Here is a 26,180-nt window from a genome sequence, read left to right on the forward strand (position 1 = left end):
CTGAAACGACAGAAACGTTTGTTTACATTGCGATGATTCGTCTGATGCGAGAAACTTCTTGCGTAATTATCAACACCTATCAAAAACTTTTCAGACATCCTCTAACAATGGGAGCAGGGGAACAACGAGTATTTACAATTCTTGACGCTGTTTTTAGAGCGCCCACTAACTCTAGTTTAATTTTAATAGATGAGATAGATTTATTAATGCACCCTCAGGCTCTTACAAGGTTGATTGAGGTTCTGTATGAAAGGGCTAAGGAGAAGTGCCATCAAGTAATATTTACTTCTCATAATACAGAACTCTTTTACCTGAAAGATAAAGTGCAGCTTAGACATCTTCATCAAACAGGAATACAAACCGTTTGCATCCCAAATACAACTCCAGATATTACTCGCCGCATGACTGGTAATCAGGTTAAATCGATTGAAGTATATGTTGAAGATGACCTAGCACAGGCAATCGTTAGTCATATTGCTAACTCACTTGGAATATCTAGAGACGTAGTAATTAATAAATACGGTGCAGCGATAAATGTATTTACTGTTTCTGGAGGGCTTGCTCTTTCTAAGCAATCACTAAACAATGCATTATTCGTGTTAGACGGAGATGAATATGTTACTGTTCAAGATAAGAATAAGCAAATTGAACGAGTTGTGACTGGACATGGTTCAGAAATAAAAAGTTTAAGACAACTAGTGTTAGATAGTTTGTCACAATTCAATCTGCCTCAAGGTATGCGTCCTGAACAATTTATCTTCAAGTCTATTCATAACTTAGCAGAACAAACTGATTGCGAAAATGAAGAAATTAGGAATATGGCTTATGATATTATTAATGCTGGAGACCAGCATAATTTAGTAAATAAGCTTATTGAACAACTAGGATGCTCTAAAGAAATAGGATTAAATCGTATCATTAAACTTTTTTCTACATCACCTCAGTGGTCACAATTTTCTGAACCAATCAGTATTTGGTTAAACAATAAGAAAGAAGAGTTGTATTTAGGCTAAGGATGAATAAATATCCTGCAAAAGTCCATGAAAAACTACCGTTTGAAGCAGATTTTTATGACCACTACAGTTTCCTTTTCTTAACAGGTTGAGCAGGATTGCCTGCATATATCGTCATCGGTTCTAAAGAACGCCCAGTGACTCCACCTAATGTCAGCACTGCTCCCCATCCTACGGTGACTCCAGGACCAATCACCGACTTAGCTGCAATCCAACTGCTTTGTTGAATATGAATTGGCGCAGGTATGAGTTTAAAATCAGGATGAACCCAGTTATGGTTTCCTGTGCAGAGGTAGACACCTTGAGACAAACAGACATGACTTTCGATAGTGATCGGGGCAATGTTGTCTAGCCACGCATCTTCACCAATCCAAACATAGTCCCCTACTGTCAGTCGCCAGGGAAACTTCACCCGGACTCCAGGTTTGATACGCACACCTTGACCGATTTTTGCCCCAAATAAGCGGATTATCCAAACTTTGAAAGCTGACATGGGAAGCAAATAGGTCTGTACTAAGGGTGATCCAACAAAGTACCACAACAGCTGTTTCCACAAAGGAGCCCCTGGGGTGTAAGTACCGAGACTGTAGTTATCTAAACGCATTTATATGAGTGAGCAACACGAGGACTCAGGCTGGCTCCGGTTCGACCTGTGAAAACCCAAAGGATAGCGCGACAGCTATCGCGTAAGATTTCGACCAAGGACTCTGTGGGTTCGTTTGAGGGAATAGAGATAGGGGTGAAGGTGATACCCTGACTGCCAAGGACGATGGTAGCTATTGCTTTGGCTCTGGGCATATGAAAGTCGGAGGTTATGAGGTAGAGATGCTGAAGATTCTGGCTTTTGAAGTCTTGTACAAGGGAGGTGAAGTTAGTGACAGTATCAATGGCGTGGTAGTCGAGGTGGACTCGTTGGTCTGAGATACCAGCAGCGCCGAAAATCTCACGAGCATTGTTGGGGGAAATACCAGAAGAAACCCAAATTTCTAGAGAGGGATGAGTTTGGGCAAATTGAGCGGTAAACTGTTCCCGGTCTATACCGCCGCCTAGAGTCAGAATTGCTTGGGGATGAGGCGCTTGGTAGTGGGCGATCGCGAGTCGAATTGGAATCAGCAACAGCAGCATGAGGATAAAACCTGCTACAGCAAAAATCCAATATCTTTTGAGCTGACGATGCAACCGTTTCACTGATAGATTCACTAAGAAAGCTAATGTATAGTTTGTTATAAGTTCTTCACTCGCTAATAGAGAAGGTCGAACTGCGTAGTTTGGATTACGTCTGAGTGCAGCACTAGTGTTAGTAGGCTGTGTCAAATCATGGGTACCGATTTGCAGAATTACAGCGTCACTTTGAAATATGCCAAACTTACGAAGGCAGCAGCTATAAATATAGGTATCCAATATTTAGCTGGTATTTTCATTATTTTACGGTTCTTGCTGCTCTAGTTTTTCATATTCAATTAAGCGAATAGATAAAAGAATTTCTGCCAAGACACGCTCAAATGCGTAATACCAGCCATGCCAACCATCGAGGATACCACCTTTGACGATAAGGCAGTAGAACAGGATGATGAAGGGAGCTAAGATTTTTTGCTTGCGAATGCGATCGCTCAAACCAAGTTCACTATCAGGAATCTGTGTGAGCTTGTTGACTTCAATCACCATGTAGCGATCCTGCGCCCAAAGCCAGCGGTTTAGAGGTTTACGGTCATCATGATAGATATAGGCGGAAAGTAGGCTGGATGTTCCCTCAACACTAACGCGATGGGCATGTCCATCATTCTTATAGATTGCTTTTTCTCGTTTATATAATACTTTACGTGGTGGTAGCAAAGTGCCACGCAGCGGTTTACCAAAGACACAGTATTTAAATCGAATAATATAGCTATCCACTTCAAGCTTCTCTGGTAAATTGTTGATTTCAAAAATCAATTCCTCAGAGAGAACATAGTCTGCATCCAGGGAAAGCACCCATGTAGATTCAATCTTTGATAACCCGTAATTACATTGATTTGCGAATGAGTCAAATTTTCTGTGAAAAACCTCTACTTGGGAATAGTCCTGTAAAATTTTCAGTGTTTCATCATTACTAAAGCTATCAATGACGACAATCCTATTTGCCCAAGAGAGACGTTGGAGAGTACGTTCAATGTTGGGTGCTTCGTTGTATGTGAGTAATAAAGGTGTAATTTTTTCTAACATCAGTATAGAAAGAATAAGTAACTTTGTTCACTATCTGCTAACTTTGATGTTATTTCTGTTGTGATAAATTCTATCTTCCCTATTACAGGTAAACGACTGGTTTTGTGTTGGTAATGTTGGTGTAAATGTCAATTAGATTACTAGCTACGTTGCTCCAGGTATAACGTTTAGAAACCAGTTGACGGGCGCGATCGCCCATACTGTTTGTTTGTTGAGAATCTTCTAAAGCTTGCTTAAGGAAAAATGCAATCGCAGCTACATCGAGTTCTGCAACATAGCCGAGGCGTTGCTCCTCTACGAAATCAGCTAGAGCAACGCCAGGAGTGATAACAACAGGAAGACCGACAGCAAGCGCTTCTAGGACTGCTATGCCAAAGTTTTCTGAATAGGAAGTCAAAGCAAATAAGTCTGCTCCCTGCATCAATACATTCTTAATTTCTCCTTTGACAAATCCGGTAAAGTGGGTGCAATGACGAATGCCATGAGACACTAAAAACGACTCTACTTCGCTTTCGTATTCTGGCGACCCAGTACCTGCTATAACAAAGGTGAAGCGATAATTGGTAAGTTTTCCTAGCGCTGGAATTAGGTAATCCAAACCTTTTTTAGGATGCAGGCGAGATAAAAACAAGATAATGGGTTCATCTGCTGGAACATTGAGGTATTGCCGCAGACGCTGACGAGCATCAGGAATTGTGGGAGGGATAAACAGACCGTGGGGTAAGATAAAGCTTGGGGTGTCTACACTTAAGCGGGAAACTTCTTGCTGTTCTTGTTCTGAGGTGAGATGAAGTGCTTGAGCGTGATTGAGATTAGCTTTTTCTATAAGTTGGAGATAAATTTGTTTTTTGCAAGCGCTTTGCTGCACGGACCATCGACATAGCTGTCCTAAGGGACGAACGATGTAAGGAACTTGTTTGCGACGGGCGATCGCCATTGCAACAGTAGATGGGTAGGAAAAAATGCCATGAACGTGCAGCAAGTCGTACTGGTGAATTACCTGCCATAGCCAACTACTGAACTGACTAGAGAAAGCAAACTCACGTAGGGCGTGAAAGTAAGGAGAGAAGCGCGGGAAGAACCAAACTGGAACCTGTTGATACTCGGTGCATTGCCCAAGAGGAACATCCAGCAGATTGGGTCCATTATCGTTTGTGGTAGCAATTTCAGCTTTTACGTCGCTGTCTCGCAGTGCCTTGACCATTTGTATCACGGCTTGACTTGGACCACCCCGAACTGCAGCAATAGAGGGAATGACATGAAGGATTTTCATTTTGAAACTCGCTCCCACCAGTATTTGAGAATTGTCAAACTCCAACGACGGTACCAGGGTTTGAGGGGTATATTGTTCGGAATATCCACATTGCTGAAGTCGTCACGCAATTCACCTGTCATCCACTGCTTAAAGGGAAAGGCAAAGCCTCGTTTGGGACGGTTAATAACCCACTTAGGTAACTCAGGGACGGCTGCAATCAACAATTGTTTTCCAGAAGCTAAACGAATATGACTAGGAACAGATGCAACTGCTTCAAGTAAGGCGCGATCAACCAGAGGAACACGTACTTCTAGTCCCCAAGACATACTCATGACATCGCTATCTCGCAATAACTGATTACGCATATAGCAACTCAATTCTAAAAAGCTGACTTCATCTTCTAAAGTGGGAGTCTGCCCGTGATAATTTGAGATGATGGCATAGTTAGTTGGTAAAAATTTATCTGGGAGGTATTGATAGGCGATTGGGCAAAGCCCAGTGCCAAAGGCAATCGCACAAGCTTCTGTGTGAGAAAAAATTCCTCGGAAGCTACGATAAGCAGCTGCTGAGGTGGGCGTTTGTTGTAGGAAATCACCTAAACGCTTCATTTTTGATGATGTTCCCCAACGTGCCAACCCCACACCCACACCAGTCGCAACCAGAGGAATTGCTTGCATCTGCTTACCCCATGCCACCATCTGGGGAATTTTCTTAAAGGAGTGGTATCCACCAAACAGCTCGTCTCCACCAAGTCCAGAGAGTACAACTTTAGTATCGCTTTGACGAGTAACCTTTGATACACAAAAAGTATTAAAGCCATCAATACTCGGTTGATCAATGGCTTCTAAGAATTTAGGTAATAGCTGTTTAGCCGATGATGCTGTCACTTTATATTCTGTATGTTCTGCACCAAACTCTTTCGCAATTTTCTTGGCAATTTCCCCTTCATTCCACTCCGTTTCTTCAAAGGCTACAGAGTAAGTACGTAATTGTTTGTTCTGGGTCTTTTTCGCTAAAGCGAGAATGATTGTTGAGTCGATACCACCACTGAGAAAAATTCCTACAGGCACATCACTAACGAAATGATGTTGAATTGAGTCAACCAAAGCTTCCCGAACTTTTTCTTTCGCTTCTTGTGGTGAAATTGTTGTAGGAGCAAAGCTGATTTGCCAGTATTGCTTTATTGACACGCCACTAGGTTGCCAATGTAGCCAATGACCAGCCGCTAGACAATGAACACCTTCAATTAAGGTGTACGGTTCTGGAACTGAACCACTAATCAGATAACCGTATAACCCTGACCTGCTCATGTTCACAGCAGGTAGACCGGAGGCAAGAATAGCTCGGAGTTCCGAGGCAAAAACTAAGGTTGAACCAGATTTCCAGTAGTATAGGGGCTTAATTCCTAGAGGATCACGAGCCAAGAAACAAGTTTTTTCCCAGTCGTCCCAAAGAGCAAACGCAAACATCCCTCGTAAATGATCGACACAGTTAAAACCCATTTTTTGGTAAAGCTTGAGGATAACTTCTGTGTCAGTTTGCGAATGAAACTGTTCTCCTTGGGCTAAGAGATTGCTTCGCAGTTGTTGAAAATTATAAATCTCACCGTTAAAGGTAATCCAATACCGCCCGTCAGCAGTAGACATAGGCTGATGTCCACTGGGGCTTAAGTCGAGGATTGCCAGACGAGTGTGGGCAAGAGCTACTTGTTTCTCAGATGAAATATAAATACCCGAACCATCAGGACCACGGTGTCGTATTGCCGTCTGCATCCGCTGAATTATTGTTTCCAATACATCCTGATATTCATTAACTGTGAGAATCCCCGCTATGCCACACATAAAAATTAGCTCCTTTTCATCGGGTGCAAATGCTTATCCAAATGGCTAGCAAGAATTTGTTGAAAACGCTCAAAACCAAAGTTATCAATTACTTTAAGACGCAAAGCTTCAGGCTGGTACATTAAAGGCTTTGGATAAGCATAATGTAAAATTTTAATCAGTGTTTGAGTAATTTCTCCGACATCATCAGGATTAACTAGTGCGCCCAGTTCACCATGACAAAGAGCATCAATCGCCCCATCTTGGTTGCCCGCTAAGACGGGTTTGCCACAAGCTAATGCTTCTAAGTAGACGATGCCAAACCCTTCCTTTTTACTAGGCATGGCAAAAACATCGCAGAGGTTGTAGTAATCACAAAGCTGCTCGTCAGGCACAAATCCAGCGAGGGTAACGTAGCCTTGCAGTCCCAGTTGTGCAATAAGCTGCTCAATTCTGGATCTATCATTTCCTTTACCGACAATGATGTAGTGAATATCTGGAATAACCTCGCGGATTTGCGGAATAGCTAGCAGAATTTTGTCATATCCCTTGTAGCGATCGCCCTTTGCTAACCGTGCCACAGTCAATATTACTAGTTGTTCCGGTTTCAGTCCATGTTGCTTTAATAAATAGCCAGGTTTTGGTGTGGGTTGAAAGCGACTTGGCTCAAATGTGTTGGGTAAGAGAGTGACTTTTTTGGGGTCGAGGTTTTGTTCTTTGAGCAGGCGAGCGCGCGTGTAGTTGCTGACAGCTAGAATCAGGTCTGCATGATGTAGAGCAGTTTTGATGGCAGCGCTTTTTATATCCCAAGCTTCTATACCGTGGGCGACAGTCCAGTAGGGAATACCAACGAGACGTTTAAGCCAGTAAGCAGCAACGCTAAAATTTAAGTGAGTAGTAATTATTAAATCTGGCCGCTGTTGAAGACCTTTACTGATAATTTCGGTAGCAAACATAGCCGTGCGGATTTTTAATACCGATGTTCCACTAAAGTAGAACCGAGTCTTAGGTAAACAGGGAATGTTTGGTGTAGGCTGAACATCATGTTTGAGGAAGACATCATACTGAGCTAGAGGGTAAAGGCTTTGTAGAGCCTGTAAGAAAAAGGCTGAATAAACTTGGATACCACCCTTAAACCCAAAAATCTCAGGGCACCAGATGTGAAAACGAGTTGGAGTATCAAGCTTTTGCATATCTTTGATTTGCACAGCTTAAAGTGTTGTCGTTAATTGGATAATTACGAGATGCTAGTATTTCCTGGGTTCGGCTGGCTAGTTGCTGTCGATATAAACCCCAATTCAGTTGTTCGGCTTTGCGGCGGGCAGCCCCTCCCATTTCTGCTAACTCTAAAGGATGGGAATAACACCACTCTAATTTTTCCTTGAGCGCTTCCACGTCCCGGATCGGAATGATAAATCCCTCTACAGAGTCGGTGATAATATCAAGTCCGGCTGTATGAGGTGTAGTAATCACAGGAATGCCACAAGACATTGCTTCCAAAAGCACAAGAGCAAAACCTTCAACTAAGGAAGGGAAAACAAAAACGCTAGCACTGCTGTAGTACTGATTGAGTAGGAAATGAGGAGTGGAAGGAACATGGCGGCAAATATCCTTGTACTGCTCTAGCCAATTTGTGGGGAACAGGTTTGCTCCAACTAATACTAACTCTGCTTTATATAAGCGCAATTCTTGCCAAGCTTGCAATAGATACTGAACGCCTTTGCGAGGAGAGACACGACCTACAAATAAAACACGGAAGCAATCATCAGGTTTAGGTTGTGGTTGGAAATAGTCTACAGGAGCACCGTAGGGAATGACGCTCACTTTCTCTGGTTCTACACCAATTTCTAACAGTGACTTTTTTGTGAAGGAGGAAGCGACAAAGATGTGATCTGCCAGTTGAACCTCTTGTTCCTTACGCTCAATTTTCCAAGCTGGCTCACGAATTGATTCAATTGCTGGAGCTAATTCAGGAAAGCGTTCGGCTTCTTGACTCATAATATTATGAGTCGTCCGATAGAACGGAATGGGCAAGTCATATAAGCAGAGAATGCCTTGCTGTTTAGCCGCTTCAAAGGTAGTCGCTGCTAAATCTTCATAACAATAGATTGCATCCAAGCCTTGCAGGTGGTGTTTGGCAACTTGGCGATCCAGGGAAACGTATACCCAGTCCACTAGCCGTGAATAGCTTAAACCCAAACGAGGCGCTAGCCTTGTTCGAGATAAGAATATGCGAATTATTTCTCGCCACGGGTAAGTTTGAATCCGTACACCATTAGGAGAAACCCAACTTCGTCTACTCATCTCATCTGTTATTGCTGATTTAAGCTTTTTGGGCAGCAGATTCAAGTAATGCCATACAGGTGCTTTTGGGTCATACACAATAGGGGTAATGACTTCTTGCAACAAATTAGCTTCTGCCAATGCTAGGGCAGCGTTTTTGGCAAATGAAGGATTAATTTGATGAACTAGGGAAATGCGAGGGGTAGACATACTGTTGGTAGGATAAAAACTGGCGATATTCCAATGTTGGAAGTAAAAAGATAAAACCGCTGAAGAACCAGTAGTAAATTCCTAAGGTATTGTTAAAGACAACTTGACTCGTGATGTTAATTAAGTGTAATAGCAAGGTAGCAAGAGCTAATTGACGCAGGAAGGGTGTTTTTAATTTCAAAAAAACACGCCAAATAGAAAAAATGAGAAGTAGGCGTACCCCATACCAAAATACAAAGCCTAACGGTCCTAGCTCTAAAACAATCCTCCCCATTTCTCCTTCAGAAAGTGGAGGTGCTTCACCTAAGGGTAGGTTGAGAGCTTTACGCAGAGCAGAAACTGCCTGATGTGTTGCTCCAGTTCCGTAGCCATCAAAGCCCTTTAATTGCATGACTTGCCCAGGTTCCCCAAAAGCAGAGAAAGCACGCTCAAGAAACATATGAGAATCTGAGGCAGTGGTTGCACGGGAGGTAAATGTATCTATTGCATTGCTGAAGAATATGGGTACCAACGCGGAGATTAAGACAATTGGTAGTATGACTTGCTTTGTTGCCCGGGCAGCTATCGAGGGTTGCGTGAGAACCAGGACACTGGCATATCCCACTACGAACAAAACTTCATACAAAACTAAGGCACGGGCACCTGTCATAAAGGAAGTCCCAACGACTAATAAAGCTTCAACAAATGTAAGCCACCGCCATATTCGGGTTTGCGGCAGGGTCAGCATTGGAATTAGAAAACTAAAACAAGTGGTTAGATAAGTTGAATAACCAACAATATAGGAGAACGTACCTGTGACTCGAACTGCATTAGCAACTGTTGCATTTGCCTCTTCCCCACCTGCGTATACGTTAATTAAGCTGGAGGGAGGACTAAAGAATTGAGCTACAGCTAGGAGACAGACTGGAATAGCTAATAACAGATAACTGCGTAAAAATTTGTACAGTTCCTCCTGAGACTGAAATAAAGCGGGTAGCATCCACATCAAGGGAATGTAAAAGAAATAAGCTTTAAGCCCAAAAAAACCAATAACAAGTGAGCCTAAGCTTGGATTAAAGGCTTGGAAGACAGTCCAACCAATTGCCATTAGCAAGACAATAGTTAAACTATTTCGTTCAAAAGGAGATTTCAGTTCTGAACTGAGGTAATACCTGATATATGCCCCAAGCAAAACAAAGTCTTTGAGAAAGTAAATCAAGTCACTTGCTTGTGGTAGCACCCACTTTCGCAGTACACCTTCAAAAATGACAACTACAAGTGCTACTTTAACAGTAAGTTGCCAATTTAGGCATGAGAGCAAAACAAGAGCCACTATAGCAACCAAAGCAATCAGCAGCGTCATTGAATTACTCCCTCTAAAACCTCAAGATATGCTTTGGCAACGGCTTTACTAGTGTGGCGAGCTAAATGCCATTCTGCCTTTTGTCTATAAATTGTTAGTTTTTCGGGATAGGTCAGTAAGTCAAATAAAGTCTGAGTCAACCGTTCAACATTACTGTTAGGAAATGTCACACCGCAAGGACCAATTGCGTCCTTTAACCCTCCACCCTCTGAACCAACAACAACGCAACCACAGGCAATACCTTCTAAAGCAACAATGCCAAAAGGTTCATTCCATAGAGACGGAACCACCATAATTTGGTGAGCATTTAACAATCTGGCTAACTCATGCTCAACTTTCACTCCAGCAAAATTCACTTGATGGGAAATTTCTAAGTCTTGAGCTTGTTGACGTAATCTAGATTCTTCGGCTCCACTACCAATAATGGTCAATTTGGGGGTAAGTTCCATAGATTTCAGATGAGCCATTGAATCTAATAGCAAGTTGGCTCCTTTATCAGAAACTAAGCGTCCCAAAAAAACAAGTTCTTTGTCACGCGTAACCTCTGGCATTTCATAGAAGATGTCTTCTCGATAAGAATTGGAAATGATAGTAGAGGGTGTTGGTATCGCTTCAGCTAAAGTATGACTCGCCGAAATATTAGTTGCACAACGAGTCATAAAGCGCTTGAGATAATCTTGCCAACCCATACGCCCATCAACCCGACGATACCAAGTGTGATGAGTTAAGACCAGGGGTCGAGGTACTAGGAGTAAAGACCAAAGTCCCTTTAAACTAACACAGGCTTGTAAATAAATATTACACCAATGGGTTAATTTCAATAGCTGATTTGGTTTGGGGCATCGGATGATTTCAAAAGGAAAAGAAATGGCATCAGATGCTGGAGTTTGAGAAACTACCTTTACCTCGTGTCCCTGATAAGTAAACTCGTGAGCAAGAGTTGAAATTATGGTTTCTATTCCACCAATTTTGGGATAGAATGAGGGAGAATAAATCAAAATTTTCATAAAAAATTAATTATATAACCTAACTCTTTGTTGGTTAATATCTGCTCAAAGGTAGCTGGCAAAAATTCTGGCTTGTACTGATAAATTATGGGTTTGATACCAGGCATATGCATTATCAGCGATCGCCTGTAACTCTGCCCCACTTTTACACTCTGCTGTTTGCTCGTCGCTTAGCCAGTAATGCTTTTCTGGTTCTATCCCATCTATTGGCAAGGTGCTACGGTGAGCGCTGACAGTTAACAATCCATGAGCACAGTAAGCAGCAAAGATGCCTGATTTGGCTAAATAATCTGGATTGTAGTTCAAAAAGCCTACCTGGGAATTTAATAAAATCTCGCTGATTTTAGCCGCAGGCTGTTTTCCCATCTCTACGATGGCTACACTCTTAAAAGATGACAAACTTAAATCTACTGGTGGACCAATATCCAAGATTTTCTCAATTCCTAATAGTTCACAACTACGGCTCAGCATTGCTGAGGAGTTTCTATAAACTTGCAGTCTGTTGCTACTCCCTCCAAATACAACCAGATGTCGCTGACGTTTTGCTAACGGTGGTACTTGTTGCGGTTCAGTGATGGAAGAAAAAACAGGCATAGCAGGAATTTCTTTGTGCTTACCTGGACTTAATTTATGAAGAATTTCGGCGTAGAGTTGTTTGCTAGTGAGACAGCGATCGCTCAATCTAGCTAAGCGAGCAGCCAGACTCTTTTGCACAGACGATAGCCAGAAAGCACTCGTCCAAGGTGGTCGCCCACCAGCGTAAATTTCATGAAACATAGTCACTAGTCCTCGATTGGTTCTAGCAGTTCGCCAACGTTCCAAGGCATTTACTAACCAAAAAGGACAACCTCGCTTGGCATAACCATAGCCGACGTAGTGAAGTAGAACCTGAGTTGAGTTATTCGGCAACACAGATAACAAACTCTCTACTGAATTCTCACTCAGATGACTGAGAGGGAATTCCTCAATACCTGTTGCCCCAGTCCAGTTGGGATCAGTAATCACAAAATGCATCTGAATGCCAAAATCTTGACGTAGTTGTCGAGCTAGATTGAGGGCATAATCTCCTACACCATCAATTGCAGGAGGTAGGCGAGGAACAATACAAGTAAGTAACATCTCAACTTATTAGAGAACTTAATTTTACAAGCAACTTAATATTGATAGGACTTACGCAAGAATTCTCTGAAACTCTTATTTATTCGTGTCCTTTGCGTCCTTTGCGGTTCGTTTCTTCATCATTTTGCGTAAGTCCTGATTGAATTTATGTAAGTCTCAGCTATCTTCTCCCAACTAAAGATCTTGTAGTAATCTTGTGGAGTTTTAGGGCTAATCAAGGTTTTAGTCATTGGTTGCAATGATGGGGGAAATGGTCTGATCTGGTCCTGAAATACAGACTGTAAATCTGTGACTCCACCAGCTGGTCTTGCAAAAACTGGCATTCCAGATTCAAGCATCTCATTTAACACAAGTCCCCAACCTTCAACCTGACTGGTAAATAAACCGACATCGTGATTAGCAAGCAAAGAGTAAAGCTGGCTCCTCTCAAATGACGGCAAGATTTTTAGCCTGCCTGATTGAATGAGTTCAGCAGGACAATCTTTCTCAGCACTAGGACCGCATCCAGCAATTGTAAAAGTGTCTTGCGGATGTGAAACTGCCCGTTTCACTATAAAGTCTACAACTTCAGTAATTCCTTTATGAGTAACCCAACGACCCATCCAAAGAAATCGAATATCTTGTTCCTCATACTTTTTTCGATTTAAACGGATCTGAGCTAGTTCTGCTTGATCAACTTTTGAGAGTGCATTGACGTAAGAGATTAATTTACCCCTCCACCACGGGAACCATTTCTTCATCCATTCAAGTTCCAAGCTACCCAGGCAAAGAATGTAGTTTGCCCTTCTCCATCCTTGGAGGAGTAGAAATATGTATGCTATTGCAAACAAATAACTGAATGGTACGAGGACTATATTTTTTAGACCCCTTTGTTGTGGATTGTTTAAGTTAGATGCCGTGTACAAAATCTCAGGCTGAACGCTACGAGCCACTACCAAAGCTGATTGAGCAACCCGTTTGGTAAGCAGTACAGCAAAGCTATCAATGACATCGAAGGGTTCCTGAGTCTCGATAAACGCATCTAGCTTTGACCGCATGAGTTGAATATTTTGAAGACCTTGCCACCATTTTGTATAGCTAGTATGCATGGGATGAGGAGACCACAGAGTCACATTGTGTCCCTGCTCCCGAAGTGCTTCTGCTAAATTGATTGCCATCTGACCAGCACCAAATTCAGCAGAGAGTGGGGAATGTGTAGCTATAAGTATGCGAAGTGACCGCAATGAACGCTCCTTTTAGAAAAATTAGCGGTGAATTACCCAGCGCTTTTGTAAAGATCTAAATGTTTTTCGACTACCGTTAACCAACTTAGAGGTGTTACCCACTCACGGCAACGAGTTTGGTATTCTGAATATTCTGATGGAGATAAGCTTATTAATTGGCGTAAACCAGTAGCGATCGCCTCCCCAGAATTCTGCTTAACAACAAACCCAGTACGACCATGATCAACAAACTCATGCATTGCTCCTGCATTAGTACAGACAACAGGTGTACCACAAGCTTGGGATTCCAGCAGAGTAAACCCCATCAGTTCTGGAACTGGGGTGTAATCTCCATAGCAAGTCGTCTGAACTGAAGGCAAAATGGTCACTTTCGCTGTGCGGTATTCGTATAACAGCCGCTGCTCATCGGCATTATGAACAAACTCAACCACTAAACCATCCGCCATCTGTTTCAGGTCTTGGTAGAATGCTTCGTTGTAGATTCTGCCAACAATAGTAAGTTGGTAGTCTGGGCGATTAAGCAAACGGAAGGCTTCAATAAGGTAGTTAATTCCCTTGTGAGGCAAAATGCGACCAACGTATAGTAACTTATTGTGTTTTCCTAAAGAAGGATCTGGACAAAATTTATCAGTATCAATCCCACCTTTAATCAAAACAGATTTCTTTTGTAGTTCAGATGGTATCAACTTGAGACAAAAGCGTGACTGAGCGATCGCCCGTTGATAAAATCTAAAGATAGGCAGCTTTTGGTTAAGAACCAAGCTTCCACCTCCACCGTGGTCTGTAACAAAAACACGCTTGCCTAGCAAAAATGATGTCAGACAGCCTATATCAGAAACAACTGTGTTGATATTATGGATGTGAACAATATTAGCCTTCAACATTGAACCTAAATATCCAAAGTTTATGGGGTTCACTTTGCTACCATCAATAAAGTGCTTCACTGGATAAACTTCAATTTTAAGCCGGTTCAAGTGGTAGGATTTTCGTTCACAGCCAAAGCTTACAAAAGTAGTATCTACCTTTTTTGCCATCCAGCTAGCTAACTCTGTCGGGTAACGTTCACCACCACCAATGATGGAAGAGGAATCAAAGTAGGTGGGAGTGATGTGAACAACTTTCATTATTTTAAATTAGCTAACTTATTTAATAACTTCTAATTCAAAGTAAAGATACCATGCTGGGAAAAGCCAAGCCCATCTTTGTTCATATAATTCTGGTGATTTATTAGCAAGCCTACTTAAAATAGAACGATTCAATCTATTTCCTTGAAATTGAATATGACGTGCTTTCATACGGTATTTAGCCTTTGAATAGTAAGATAATTTATGAGCCTCACAAAAGTAATCAAAGGAAAAATAACTAAGATGCCATTTGTGAGTAGGGTCTACAAATGAATTTGCACAGGAGAAATGAGGAGTAGTTATCTGTAGTAATCCATTAGGTTTCAAAATTCTGTGAAATTCTTCTAATGTTCTTGGAATATCCTGTAAATGTTCAATGACATCGAAGCATTCGATTTTGGAAAAAATCGAATCCTCAAATGGATACGGTAAATTATTCAAATCCCAGACAATGTCAGGATTTATATCTTGACAAATGTCGAGTCGAACAACTCCAATCTCACTCTTGCGTTTGCCACATCCGACAGATAAAATAGAAGAATTGCTCACGTCAAACCCTCTATAAGTAAGTATGAAATATAACTTTTAAAATTTTAAAAAATTCTTGATAGCTAAGTATCTTTCTTCGCCTACACCAGCCTTGATGAGAATTGCCCAAAAAAGATACCAACCAACTAAAGTAGGTCTAAATAATAAACTCTTCAAAACAGCCAAGAATTTGAATTGACTTTTGTTGTAAATAAGGGACTGAAGATGTATGTAGTCTGTTGCTGCAATTTGGAAGAAAATCCGCTTTCTAAAAGTGTATACTCTTTTAGCTTCAGACAAAGCAACTTGATAGAGTTCTGAATAAGTATCAGGATTATGTTGTAGTGTTTTATTTTGACCATGATACTTAAATTTTACCCACGTCTGCTTAACCCAAATTGCTTTTGGTTTTTGACTAAGAACTCTGAGAAAAAGCTGATAATCCATAGTGCCGTAAAGATTCTTATTTAAAGGAAAAGCTGAATCACTTAGTTGCTTTGCAACAAATACGGCAGGCTGAGGTAGAGCAACAAAAGACCAAAATTTGAGGTATTGGTCAAAATCCTGAGGCTGTGAATAGCCATTAAAATTTTTAGTAATGATTATTTCTTGCTCATTTTCATTAACATTAAAGCATTCACCAACAATAAGCTGATACCCCTGTCTATAAATCTCTGCAACGTTACTTAAACATCTGTGATTAATATATGCATCATCTGCATTAAGCCATACAAATAAATCTCCAGTGCAGTATTGATATCCTTTATTAATAGCATCAGTTTGCCCCTTATCTGGTTCGCTCACCCAGTAGGTTAAATACTGTTCGTATTTCTGTACAATCTCAACAGTGTTATCAGTAGAACCACCATCAATAATAATGTATTCCAGATTGGGATAGCCTTGTAGCAGCACTGAGCGAATGGTTTCTTCAATAAATAGTCCATAGTTATAGCTAGGTGTCACAATGCTCATGCGAGGCCAATCTGAACCATCAGGCATCCGTTCAGGTAGTGGCTCATTTTGCTCCGTCCAAGGCCAGCCTGATTTTCCAGGTGGTGGAGGCGGTAGATCTTTGAGAGTGAGAGCAGTATTTCTAGTTAGCATCTGTGTTTATATATAGGACAATAAAATTAGGCGTTGCATATTTGCAGGATGAATTTTGTGTTTTTGCAGGATGAATTTTGTGTTTGTGTGGGATGGGCATCTTGCCCGTCCCTTAAATTTTTTGGGCAGGCAGAATGCCTACCCCACAAGAATTGATCGCCCTTTAGGGGCTGCACTGCGCGCAATCTCTCATCTTTCAACAACTGCATAATAAAAATTACAAATCCGCCATCAAAGATAATACAGGCTGAACTTTCTTGGCAAAGTCGAACTCTTCCTCGAAGCAAATCTTTGAATTTTTGCTGTAAAATTCATAGTTATCCATAATTTTTTGGATAGCTAGTTCCATTTCCAAAGAATTTGATGGTTCTTGTATTACCACACCAATTTGGTATTTATCCACTAATCTTGATAGAGATTCCAAATTGTTCACTAATACAGGTTTACCATGCTTCAAGTAATGGGATAATTTCCCAGATGCCATTGCAATTTGAGAAAAATTATTATCAATATCTGTGTAGAAAGCCAAGCCTATGGTTGCAGAGGCATAGATTTTATCAATTTGTTCATAAGGTAATGGAGATAGTGAGAAAAATAGGTTGGTTGAGTTAATCTCTTGTAATCTCCGTATGTAGGGATCATCTATTTCTCTCTTAACTCTTTCATGAAATATCAGAGCACATCCTTTAATAGGTGCAAAAGCTTGAGCCAATAATTGTGATAACATCAAATCGCTAATCATGCCAGCTTGAATAATAATATATGGAAAATCTTCAATACTCAAATGAAACATCTTTCTAAAATAATTCTCAGATGTTTCTAATTGAATTACGGAATCAGATGTACTTGCTGCGTTTGGTAAATAGAATACTTTCGGATGCTGATAGTTATTGTAGTTGCAAAGAGTTTCAAATCTATCTCGATCCTGGACAATTATGCCTTCTGAGTTCCTATATGCTAAACCCTCAAGTACTTTGATAACTTTAGAAAACCTCCTAAAGTGTTTTGGATGAGTCAATTCTAAAGAAAGATAAATAAATTTTTGTCTTGTTAATAAAGATTTTATTAAAGCTGTGATAGAACCATATGTATCAATACCTATACTAATATCATTTTTTATTTTTGTATAATTAAATAATATATGAAATAAGCATTGAAATAAAAATAAAACGGTTTCTATAACTGTAACTAGAGAGCTTAACCTGATTTGATTGAGAGTTTTCATTAAAATACATAATATATAAAAATGAGATGCGTTTTTGAAGTAAACTATCTCTATTTGTTTACCTATTTCTCGTGGTTTAGAACATTCGTTTTCTTTAGCATAGATAGTGACACAATAACCACAATTACTGAGAGACTTTGCCAGATTAATAATTGTTGGTGCAACATCAACATAACCTTCGTAGAAAAATATAGAACAGGACTTGTTCATGATTTTTACGTCTTTTTATGCACGAACTACAAAATAAACACTCCAAGTGCTGAAGCCTGGCTTTTGCTCGCTCATCCACTCACGACATTCAAGAGACTCAAACTGTGGTGTTACCAGCAAATCTACTTCGGGCTTAAACAGATAACGCATCTGATGAGTTTCCTGAAGTTCCTCAACTGCACCAGTGTTTTTATCTTTGATAAAGACTTGATAGTTAACATCCACGAGATTGTCATTCGGATGCATAACTGGCTCAGCAATCCTAGTGACGCTAATTTCGTCATCCTCCAAGCGCTTGATACGAACCGTGGGGCGATCGCTCAAAACCGCAGATCCATACCAGCAGTCGAAAATGAATACACCACCAGGCTTGAGATGAGCTTTGACTGTGGCAAATGCAGCCTGTAAATCCTCATTGGTAGTCTGATAGCTAATCACGTGAAAAAGCGAGATGACAGCATCATATTGCTTGTCCAGCCGAACTGTTCGGATATCCCCTTGGGAAAACTCTAATCTTGATGCTAGTTCTGTAGGGAATTGGGAAAGGCGATCGCTTGCTTTTTGCAACATTTGATAGCTAAAATCCACCCCATGAATTTGGTATCGCTCCTTTGCTAGTAGAACTGCGTGGTTCCCCGTACCGCAACCTAGTTCCAGGATATTCTCTGCATCCGGTGCATAGGTTTGAATTAACCGATGAATGAATTGTGCTTCTCCCACGTAGTCCTTATCGCGATAGAGCAAATCGTAATAGCGGGCGTAGTTGCCAAATACATTCATAGTCATCAAGACGTTAACTTGAAATAAATACCGTGATAACAAGAGACTGAGTTTTTTGGGTAAAAGGGAATGAAGCAGCGATCTACCTTATCTTCCCAAATATCAATCAATTTATAGCCAACATCATTAAAGCTCTCTATAAATTCTGTTTTATTGAATACATATTGAGGATAGAAAACCTTGCCACCGTTTTGTAAAGTCACAAATTGTTTGCCACTATATATAGGTAAGCGATTAATGAGAATGTGTGTAGGTTTTTTCGGCAGTTGTTCTATTTCTTTAGAAAAATTATCAATATATTGAACAGAACCAGAAGCTATTAATATATCTGTATGACTAGCATTTGTAAAAGATGTAGTAAATAATAAATCTTTCTCTTGACGTTTTTTGGCTAGTTCCTCACCAGCCTTAACTATTTCTGGCAACTCACAAACAATCCATTTCACTTTCTCAAAAATAACGTATTTTTTATACGTATAAAAGTGAATTCCTACATTTCCACCAAAGTCAAAAATAGTATTTACAGGATGATCTGTGAAGATAGAGTTTAGCCAGAATAAGACTGGATAATCATAACAAGCGATTGTACGTTTGCTGTGTTCCCAATCTCCTAACTCTGCCATCTCCTTATATTCTTGAGCTAGTTCATCATTGTCATAACCAATAGGTTTAGTTTTCGGTGCTGATTGAATAGCTTGTTCAAAGGTATCAAAAACTCCTTGAAAACAACCGTAGCAGTCTCCTGCAAATCGACGCTGATATTCTAATTTCTGAAAATACCCATATGTTTTCTTTGCAAAGGGAATTGCCTTAATCATTCTCCTCATTTGAATACCTCCGCGACGACTTGTGCTACTCGGCAGATTTGCTCATCTGTTAGTGCCATCCCGCTAGGAATATAAAAACCACGACGGGCTATTCTTTCTGCAACAGGGTAAGACACGCCATCAAACAAGCCCATTTTTTGTAATACGGGCTGCTCGTGCATAGGCCAGAAAAAAGGACGAGTCCCAATTTTATACTTAGCTAAACGACGCATCGCTTCTTCAGCGTCAAAGGGAACTTCATCCTTCAACACCAACCCATACACCCAATAAATATTCTCGGCATAGTCAGTTTTTGGAATTGGTAACTCTAAGCTGGGGATGTCAGCTAAAAGTTCTGTGTATCGTTGCCCCATGTGATGTTTGCGAGCCACAAATTCCTCTAATCGTTCTAACTGTGCAACCCCAAGAGCAGCTTGCAAATTAGTCATCCGAAAGTTCCAGCCCAATTCTTTATGGATAAAGCGTTTTTGAGGCTGAAAGCACAAATTGCGTAAACTACGACAATGCTCTGCCAGCTTTTCATCATTAGTAACCAGCATTCCCCCTTCACCCGTTGTGATGTGTTTGTTGGGGTAGAAGCTAAAGGTACTGATAGTACCAAAGCTTCCACAGGGGCTACCTTTATAAGTTTGACCGTGCATTTCAGCTGCGTCTTCGATAATGTGTAGTCCGTACTTGCCAGCCAGGGTTAGCACTGGTTCCATATCTACAGGTAGTCCGTAGGTGTGGACAACCATAATAGCTTTAGTTCTGGATGTAATTTTTGCCTCAATTTGGCTAACATCCATATTCCAGGTTTGAGCATCACAGTCCACTACAACTGGCACAGCCCCAACACGGACAATTGCAGCCGCACAAGAAATAATTGTAAATGTTGGGAGAATCACTTCATCCCCAGAGCCAATTCCTAATGCTGCAACTGCGACATCAAGAGCAACAGAACCGTTGCTAACAGCAATGCCATATTTACGTCCTACACGGGCAGCAAGCTGTTCTTCAAATTGCTTAACGAACTGACCTTCCGAAGAAATCCAACCAGTTTCAATACACTCAAACAAGTATCTCTTCTCGTTGCCGTCTAGCAGTGGCTCATTCACTGGAATCGGGTTCATAGTTTACTCAACTCAACTATCTTCGCTTGCTCTGCGGTGATGCCAGTAAACCGGGTTTTGTCCTGCTCACCCACATAGGGTCCTTGCTTGACTTCAATCATCTCGATTTCTTCCAGCACCTCAAAGCCATGACCCCCGGTCACTAAAAGGATGACATCACCACCTTCTAAAATTCGACTTTCCAGGTAATCCTGTTGGTTGTTGTAAAAGTCTACACGCAGTTTACCCTTTCTTATGAATAGAACCTCTTGCGTATATTGCACTTCACGGATTACAGGGTTGTGAACATGGGGTTGAATGATTTTTCCTGTTGGGTGATGCATATATGCCAACTGTTGGGAAAGTTCGTTCGGAGTGAAGAAGTGTATCCCTGGTTTGTCAAATTTTTGAGAAATAATCAAAGCAAGCAACTGATTATGATGGAGAATTTGTTCTATCATTTTCTTCAATTTCATCAGTTTTATTCAAAAAGTATACACAATTATCGACAACTACAAAATCAAGCATAACTAAAGTTATTTTTAAACTACCTTTTCAGAAAAACTTTAACATTCCAAAGAATTCCTCTCTTGCCAAGGAAAATTTACAAAGAAAAAACCACAGTCTGAACCTTGATATCTAGCTAGATAAGTTCCTGTTTCCTCAATTTCAAAAACGGCTATGGATTGATGGTAAGAAAAAAAACCAGTATGCTCTTTATATGCTGCAATATCGATACTGTACATTCTTGGAACCAGAAATAAAGCGGGAAGTTCGATTTGCGCGATATGATTACCTGCTGTTAATTCACTGTTGATAGATACTGACCGGAGTAGGGAGAATATTATAACACCTGAAGAGCTACGTATATCTAAAGCAATCTCTAAATCTATTGACTGACTGGCATAATATTCTAGCTGAATAATAATTGGTTTTTTTACGTCAAAAACTGATGTTATGTTACCTTTACAATCAAGTAAAGATAGACGCTGAAACCAGAAAATTTTCTTGGAACTATCATGGCTGATAACGACTTCTCCAGAACGGTCAGAACCTTGAATTAAATACTGATTGGTTATCTGTTCTGTTCTTCCTTCCATCCTTACACTACCATTAGACAACCAAATCACTTTCTCACACAGGCTATTGATAGTTGCCATATTATGACTGACAAACAAAACCGTCCTTCCGTCCTTCCCCACCTCCTCGATCTTTCCAAGACATTTGTTTTGAAACTGGGCATCCCCTACTGCTAGCACTTCATCTACAATCAAAATCTCTGGCTCCAAGTGAGCAGCGACCGCAAACGCCAACCGCACATACATACCTGATGAATAGCGCTTCACTGGCGTATCTAAAAACTTTTCTACTTCTGCAAAATCAACAATTTCATCAAATTTCTTCTTAATCTCCGCCTTACTCATCCCCAGAATTGCACCATTGAGATAGATATTTTCTCTACCTGTCAACTCTGGATGAAACCCTGTTCCCACTTCTAACAAACTCGCAACTCGACCCTTAATGCCGATTTGTCCTGTGGTTGGTTCTGTAATTCTACTAAGAATTTTTAGTAATGTTGATTTCCCTGCACCATTACGCCCGATAATGCCAACTCTATCGCCCTGTTTAATCTCAAACGACACATCCTTGAGCGCCCAAAACTCTTCACGAAAGTTCTTAGCTTGATTTTTTGAGTTTTGAGTTAGAGGATTGAGAGTTGTCAACAAAGACTTTGCACCATTGGTAATGACATCCCGTAGTGCGGTGTAGCGTTCTTGCTGCTGGTGACCAATAATGTATTTTTTGCCTAAATTTTCAACTCGGATGACAGTATCAGACATTTGCTATTCACTTAAATCACATCTGCAAAAGTACGCTCCATTTTGCGGAAGTACAAGATTCCACTTGCCAACAGCACTACAGCCAGAGCCAGAGAAAGCGCAAAGTTTAGAACATATAGCCTTGACTCACCTCCTAACATTGCTTAGCGAAACCCATCAATACAATCCCATTACAAAAATCATTAGCATCTTCTAGTGTCGCCCAGTAGTCAGTGATATTTGGACACACCACACCGACGACACCAACTTTGAGCATTAACTCTGATAATTTTCTTGTCTTAGAAAGAATTCTCTAATCATTTCTTCGGGAAGCATAAGTTTAATGATGAATTTCCAAGTCCTAGCCAAGCAAATAATGGTAGGGCAAAAAAAGACTGCTTTCATCAACCATTTTATTGCTTCCAACCTATTTCCATTTGAATATTCAAATCTTCCATGTTTTAGCATAGCTGAAGCATAAAAAACTCTCAAGCTGAATTTATTTTTAAGCCTGGTAAATGGGTTAAGATGTTGATAATATTTTTTCAGGACATTCCTGGCTTCTGCCATAGCAATGACATTATCCTTACAAGTCTTAGCATGATCATGATGTCTCATTTCTGAGAAACACTTTGGTATATAGTGAAGCGGGTATATCATTCTTGTACGCAGCCAAAAATCTAAGTCCATTGTGTATGATAATGAAAGATCTAAGCCATGTAATTGATGGAAAACATCTTGGCTAAAAAAGACAGAAGGTTGCGGTAAATATTTTTCATGATGATATTGAAGTAAATCTTGAAATGAATATTTTTCTCCCTTGACGTAATATCTCCAACTTTCTAAGCCTTCTTCGTTAGCATTCATCAAATATCCATCTCCAGTAAGGAAATGACAATAAGGATTGTCACGCCAAAATCGCCCTACTTCCTGGAGAGTGTTTGGACAAAAAATATCATCAGAGTTAAGCCAAGCGTAAATCTTTCCTGTCGCTTTATGAAAACCTTTGTTTATCGCATCTGACTGTCCCCTATCCTTCTCGCTGACATAGTAGGCAAGCCATTGTGCATACTTTTCGATAATTTCGAGTGAATTATCAGTTGAGCCGGCATCAATAATGATGTATTCCAAATTCGGATAACCTTGAAGCAGCACTGAACGGATAGTTTCCTCAAGGAAGTGACCATAGTTGTAATTCGGCGTCACAATGCTGATGCGAGGATACTCAAAATCACCAGGTATCCGCTGCGATAAGGGAGGAGTTTGTTCTGTCCAGGGCCAACCAGTTTTACCAGGTGGGGGTGAGGGTAAGTCAGCTAAGGTGAGTGTTCTAGTGATGAGTGGCATAATAGGTGAACTTGTTAAATGTTGAGTACTTTTTATATACGTTTTTTAGTTGTTGAAGTCAGAACTTGAAGAACGTTGATGAAGACTAAGGGTAAAAAAACAATCCTCTTAGTAGTTTGTCAAGGCAATTTTGATGAGTTTGTAGTAAGCACTAAAGTGCTTTGGAAAGGGCTGAAGCCCTCACTACAAGCCTTCAAAATTGGTGTGGTAGATTACTAGGCAGACACTTTCTGCTCGCTCCTGCTTTGTCTGTTCAATACCTGATGATAGAGTTCGATATATCGCTGTGCCTGCAGTTCTATAGGGTATTCAGCAAGAGCGATCGCCCGACAATTTTGACTCATGCGATCGCGCAAATTATCATCCTCCAACAACTGCATAATCCCATGACAAAAATCATCAGCATCCTCTGGTGTAGCTAAGTAGCCAGTGACATCTGGACGGACTAAATCAGGAACGCCTCCAATTTTGAACGAAACCATTGGAGTGCCACATGCCATGCTCTCTTGTAGCACCAAGGGGAGATTATCGGCGCGAGTCGGAAAAATACACAAGTCAGCAGCAGAATAAGCGATAGATTTTAGGCGATCGCCACTCACGTAACCAAGATTTACGGTAGTCATCCCCACTGCCTCAGAAATTGCCTCACCACCACGCCCTATAGTTAAAAGCATAGTTTCAGCCTTCAGGGATGGGGGTAAGTTTTGCAACGCTTTCAGTAGTAAATCACCTCCCTTGCGAGTATTTGTTAGACTTTCCGCTCCAAACATCAAAACCTTTTTGCCTACTGGAATACTAAGCAAAGAACGGCACTGTTCAGGGTCAAGAGGTTGATATGCTTCTGTGTCAATCCCATTAGGAATGTAATGAATGGGGAAGCGGTTAAGAATACTTTGTTTAACTTGTTGAGTCAGCCATTGACTGAGTGTCACAATTGTTAAATTGGCTTTGCTGTAAACCCAATTTTTCAGCTTCCACTCCAGACGAGTGTTGTCTTTAGGAACAGCGGGGTACGCCTCTGGATAGGGACACTGACCGCAGCCAGTTTTCCAGCGATCGCAGTCATAGCTATAGGCGCAGTGACCTGTAAAACTCCACATATCGTGAAGTGTAAAAACTGCTGGTTTGTTTTCAGTTAATGCTGGAATTGCCAGGTAATTGAAGTAATCATTATGCAGATTGTGAAAGTTAAGAATATCTGCATTCTTGTAGAAACTGTGTTTCGGAATATCAAAGCTATTGATATGGTTGAGGTAGTTAAAGCCAAGACGCCAACTTACACTCCAGAGCGGTTTTTCAATCCGTTTATTGCGCTGCAATAAGGCTACGCGATCGCTACTGGTTTCGACTTGACCTACTAATAACCGAGAGTCAACGCCTTGAGCCAGCAAACCTTCATGCAGTCGATAGCCGGCGATCGCTGCTCCACCAGAAATATCAGATTGGTTGATATGTAAAACGTTCATTGTGCTGGCTTGATAGCTTCTATCAACATGAATTCGGGTTTACAAACTGTGTCATCCAGTTTCGTTTTTTAATGAATTGCCAAACAATGCTCCACATGACTATCTATCTTTCTTAAATGAGAAAACTGACTTTTCCACTTATCGATTGCAGTTAAATCTAGCCTTATTTTAGGAGATGAGCTTCCATCAATCCATTGACTAATATATTCCAAATTTGCTCTGTCTATTGTTGGTAGTTGAGTATCACGAGCTATTTCTTTGGCACGGTTATCTATTTCTAAGATTAAAGACCTCTTCTTAGAGCAAAGACACCTTATTCCACCATGAAGTCTGGTACCAACGTAATCAAAAGAGATTCCAGAATTAATAAACTGATCCAATGCTACTAGAGACTCCTCTAGTATAATGACTGGAATATTTAGAGCAGATTTAAGCTCAGATATATATTCTGCGTCATACCTTCCTTGAGGCCAGAAATAGACTCTTTCATATTTAGAGAACAATAATTTTAGTAACTTTTTATCTAATTCAACATTTTTGTTATAGTCAGTCAGCATTAATAGTACATTGTCTGATTTAGCAATAGGAAAATGTCCAGGGTGCATTTCCGCCAACGGCCACATAGTTGGACAGCCAGTGTTTAAGACATTTTTGATACCCATTTGCGGAAGTTTGTCCCTAGTATAGCTATCTCTTACAGAGTGTATGCCTTTTCTAGATAGAGTCGTCTGTAAAAGAATTCGTGTATATAAATTTGGAGAATCTTGATACTGCCACCAACCTACTCCTAAAAGGATAGTCTTCTTTAATTGGAATGCTGTTTTAATTCCTATTTTCCACTGTCTATATTCATTCATTTTAGATGAAAGCAAATTTGTTCCACCAACAATGATTAATAAACACTCATTACGAATAAACTCAATTTCTTGTTTTGTTAAAGCACTATGAGTTGAAAATTTAGTAATATTTTTTATCCCAAAAATTTTATCTAATTCTCTTTCAACAGCATCCTGTATAATTAAATCTCCTAAATTTGAGCTTGGAGCCCCAAGATTGTTTTCAATTCCTGGATCAAGTAGGCAAATTTTCATGGTTTTTTAGATTAGTAAATAATGAGTTTCTGCGAGGTTTTGCTATGGTCAACAATTCAGTTAAAGATATCGATGTGGCAGCAATATATTTCT

Annotated in this window: 24 protein-coding genes and 1 pseudogene; 1 reads left to right on the top strand and 24 read right to left on the bottom strand. The window is 40.5% G+C overall.

Annotated elements, in window-relative coordinates; genetic code table 11:
• Positions 1–1,013, top strand: a 1,013-nt coding sequence (locus tag AACT52_RS00005; RefSeq protein ID WP_143172684.1) for an AAA family ATPase, incomplete at its 5' end; no start/stop codon positions are given.
• Positions 1,014–1,077: 64 nt separating this feature from the next.
• Here AACT52_RS00005 and AACT52_RS00010 read toward each other — a convergent pair.
• The 24 genes and pseudogenes from AACT52_RS00010 to AACT52_RS00130 all read right to left on the bottom strand — a co-directional run bounded on the left by AACT52_RS00010 (position 1,078) and on the right by AACT52_RS00130 (position 26,087).
• Complete coding sequence (locus tag AACT52_RS00010; RefSeq protein WP_073626046.1) at positions 1,078–1,617, bottom strand: WcaF family extracellular polysaccharide biosynthesis acetyltransferase; 540 nt, start codon at positions 1,615–1,617, stop codon at positions 1,078–1,080.
• Entirely contained in the window at positions 1,608–2,201 is a 594-nt protein-coding gene (locus AACT52_RS00015; protein ID WP_073626380.1) for a YdcF family protein, read from the bottom strand. Before AACT52_RS00015 ends, AACT52_RS00010 begins: the two co-directional genes overlap by 10 nt.
• Positions 2,202–2,438: 237 nt before the next feature.
• Entirely contained in the window at positions 2,439–3,215 is a 777-nt protein-coding gene (locus AACT52_RS00020; protein ID WP_073626047.1) for a glycosyltransferase family 2 protein, read from the bottom strand.
• 82 nt (positions 3,216–3,297) lie between these two features.
• Positions 3,298–4,488 (bottom strand): glycosyltransferase, encoded by a 1,191-nt coding sequence (locus AACT52_RS00025; protein ID WP_073626049.1) that lies wholly within the window; start codon positions 4,486–4,488, stop codon positions 3,298–3,300.
• Positions 4,485–6,311: an asparagine synthase (glutamine-hydrolyzing) gene (gene asnB / locus AACT52_RS00030; RefSeq protein ID WP_073626051.1), complete on the bottom strand. Its 1,827-nt coding sequence runs from the start codon at positions 6,309–6,311 to the stop codon at positions 4,485–4,487. The genes AACT52_RS00025 and asnB overlap by 4 nt, the downstream gene beginning before the upstream one ends.
• A 5-nt stretch (positions 6,312–6,316) precedes the next feature.
• Entirely contained in the window at positions 6,317–7,483 is a 1,167-nt protein-coding gene (locus tag AACT52_RS00035; protein ID WP_073626053.1) for a glycosyltransferase, read from the bottom strand.
• Positions 7,470–8,783, bottom strand: a complete 1,314-nt coding sequence (locus tag AACT52_RS00040; protein ID WP_073626055.1) for a glycosyltransferase family 4 protein — start codon at positions 8,781–8,783, stop codon at positions 7,470–7,472. The genes AACT52_RS00035 and AACT52_RS00040 overlap by 14 nt, the downstream gene beginning before the upstream one ends.
• Positions 8,746–10,125, bottom strand: coding sequence for a hypothetical protein (locus tag AACT52_RS00045; RefSeq protein WP_073626057.1), 1,380 nt, complete (start codon positions 10,123–10,125; stop codon positions 8,746–8,748). The genes AACT52_RS00040 and AACT52_RS00045 overlap by 38 nt, the downstream gene beginning before the upstream one ends.
• Positions 10,122–11,132 (bottom strand): glycosyltransferase family 4 protein, encoded by a 1,011-nt coding sequence (locus AACT52_RS00050; protein WP_073626058.1) that lies wholly within the window; start codon positions 11,130–11,132, stop codon positions 10,122–10,124. Before AACT52_RS00050 ends, AACT52_RS00045 begins: the two co-directional genes overlap by 4 nt.
• A 45-nt stretch (positions 11,133–11,177) precedes the next feature.
• Positions 11,178–12,251, bottom strand: a complete 1,074-nt coding sequence (locus tag AACT52_RS00055) for a hypothetical protein (protein ID WP_073626060.1) — start codon at positions 12,249–12,251, stop codon at positions 11,178–11,180.
• Between the two features lie 119 nt (positions 12,252–12,370).
• Positions 12,371–13,474, bottom strand: coding sequence for a glycosyltransferase family 4 protein (locus AACT52_RS00060; protein WP_073626062.1), 1,104 nt, complete (start codon positions 13,472–13,474; stop codon positions 12,371–12,373).
• Positions 13,475–13,506: 32 nt separating this feature from the next.
• Positions 13,507–14,598, bottom strand: a complete 1,092-nt coding sequence (locus AACT52_RS00065) for a glycosyltransferase family 4 protein (RefSeq protein ID WP_073626064.1) — start codon at positions 14,596–14,598, stop codon at positions 13,507–13,509.
• 18 nt (positions 14,599–14,616) lie between these two features.
• A complete protein-coding gene (locus tag AACT52_RS00070; RefSeq protein ID WP_073626066.1) occupies positions 14,617–15,147 on the bottom strand; it encodes a class I SAM-dependent methyltransferase in 531 nt (176 codons plus the stop codon).
• A gap of 36 nt (positions 15,148–15,183) precedes the next feature.
• Positions 15,184–16,230 (bottom strand): glycosyltransferase family 2 protein, encoded by a 1,047-nt coding sequence (locus AACT52_RS00075; RefSeq protein ID WP_073626068.1) that lies wholly within the window; start codon positions 16,228–16,230, stop codon positions 15,184–15,186.
• A gap of 217 nt (positions 16,231–16,447) precedes the next feature.
• The gene (locus AACT52_RS00080) at positions 16,448–17,665 is read right to left on the bottom strand and encodes a hypothetical protein (protein ID WP_073626070.1); all 1,218 of its coding nucleotides are present in this window, start codon (positions 17,663–17,665) and stop codon (positions 16,448–16,450) included.
• Between the two features lie 15 nt (positions 17,666–17,680).
• Complete coding sequence (locus AACT52_RS00085) at positions 17,681–18,451, bottom strand: class I SAM-dependent DNA methyltransferase (RefSeq protein ID WP_233153746.1); 771 nt, start codon at positions 18,449–18,451, stop codon at positions 17,681–17,683.
• Positions 18,451–19,263 carry a methyltransferase, TIGR04325 family gene (locus tag AACT52_RS00090; protein ID WP_073626072.1) on the bottom strand — a complete coding sequence of 271 codons (813 nt, stop codon included), beginning with the start codon at positions 19,261–19,263 and terminating at the stop codon, positions 18,451–18,453. Before AACT52_RS00090 ends, AACT52_RS00085 begins: the two co-directional genes overlap by 1 nt.
• Positions 19,264–19,268: 5 nt before the next feature.
• Entirely contained in the window at positions 19,269–20,384 is a 1,116-nt protein-coding gene (locus AACT52_RS00095; protein WP_073626074.1) for a DegT/DnrJ/EryC1/StrS family aminotransferase, read from the bottom strand.
• Positions 20,381–20,839 (bottom strand): hypothetical protein, encoded by a 459-nt coding sequence (locus tag AACT52_RS00100; RefSeq protein WP_073626076.1) that lies wholly within the window; start codon positions 20,837–20,839, stop codon positions 20,381–20,383. Before AACT52_RS00100 ends, AACT52_RS00095 begins: the two co-directional genes overlap by 4 nt.
• 90 nt (positions 20,840–20,929) lie before the next feature.
• Positions 20,930–22,204 carry an ABC transporter ATP-binding protein gene (locus tag AACT52_RS00105; protein WP_073626078.1) on the bottom strand — a complete coding sequence of 425 codons (1,275 nt, stop codon included), beginning with the start codon at positions 22,202–22,204 and terminating at the stop codon, positions 20,930–20,932.
• Positions 22,205–22,215: 11 nt separating this feature from the next.
• Positions 22,216–22,365, bottom strand: a pseudogene (locus AACT52_RS00110) (ABC transporter permease); the annotation flags it as partial.
• A gap of 94 nt (positions 22,366–22,459) precedes the next feature.
• A complete protein-coding gene (locus AACT52_RS00120; RefSeq protein WP_073626080.1) occupies positions 22,460–23,530 on the bottom strand; it encodes a glycosyltransferase family 2 protein in 1,071 nt (356 codons plus the stop codon).
• A gap of 215 nt (positions 23,531–23,745) precedes the next feature.
• Positions 23,746–24,996: a glycosyltransferase family 4 protein gene (locus tag AACT52_RS00125; protein WP_073626082.1), complete on the bottom strand. Its 1,251-nt coding sequence runs from the start codon at positions 24,994–24,996 to the stop codon at positions 23,746–23,748.
• Between the two features lie 68 nt (positions 24,997–25,064).
• Positions 25,065–26,087: a polysaccharide pyruvyl transferase family protein gene (locus AACT52_RS00130; protein ID WP_073626084.1), complete on the bottom strand. Its 1,023-nt coding sequence runs from the start codon at positions 26,085–26,087 to the stop codon at positions 25,065–25,067.
• Positions 26,088–26,180: the final 93 nt, after the last annotated feature.

The organism is Scytonema sp. HK-05 (genome assembly GCF_963872035.1).
In the GTDB taxonomy this organism is placed as follows: Bacteria; Cyanobacteriota; Cyanobacteriia; order Cyanobacteriales; family Nostocaceae; genus Kalymmatonema.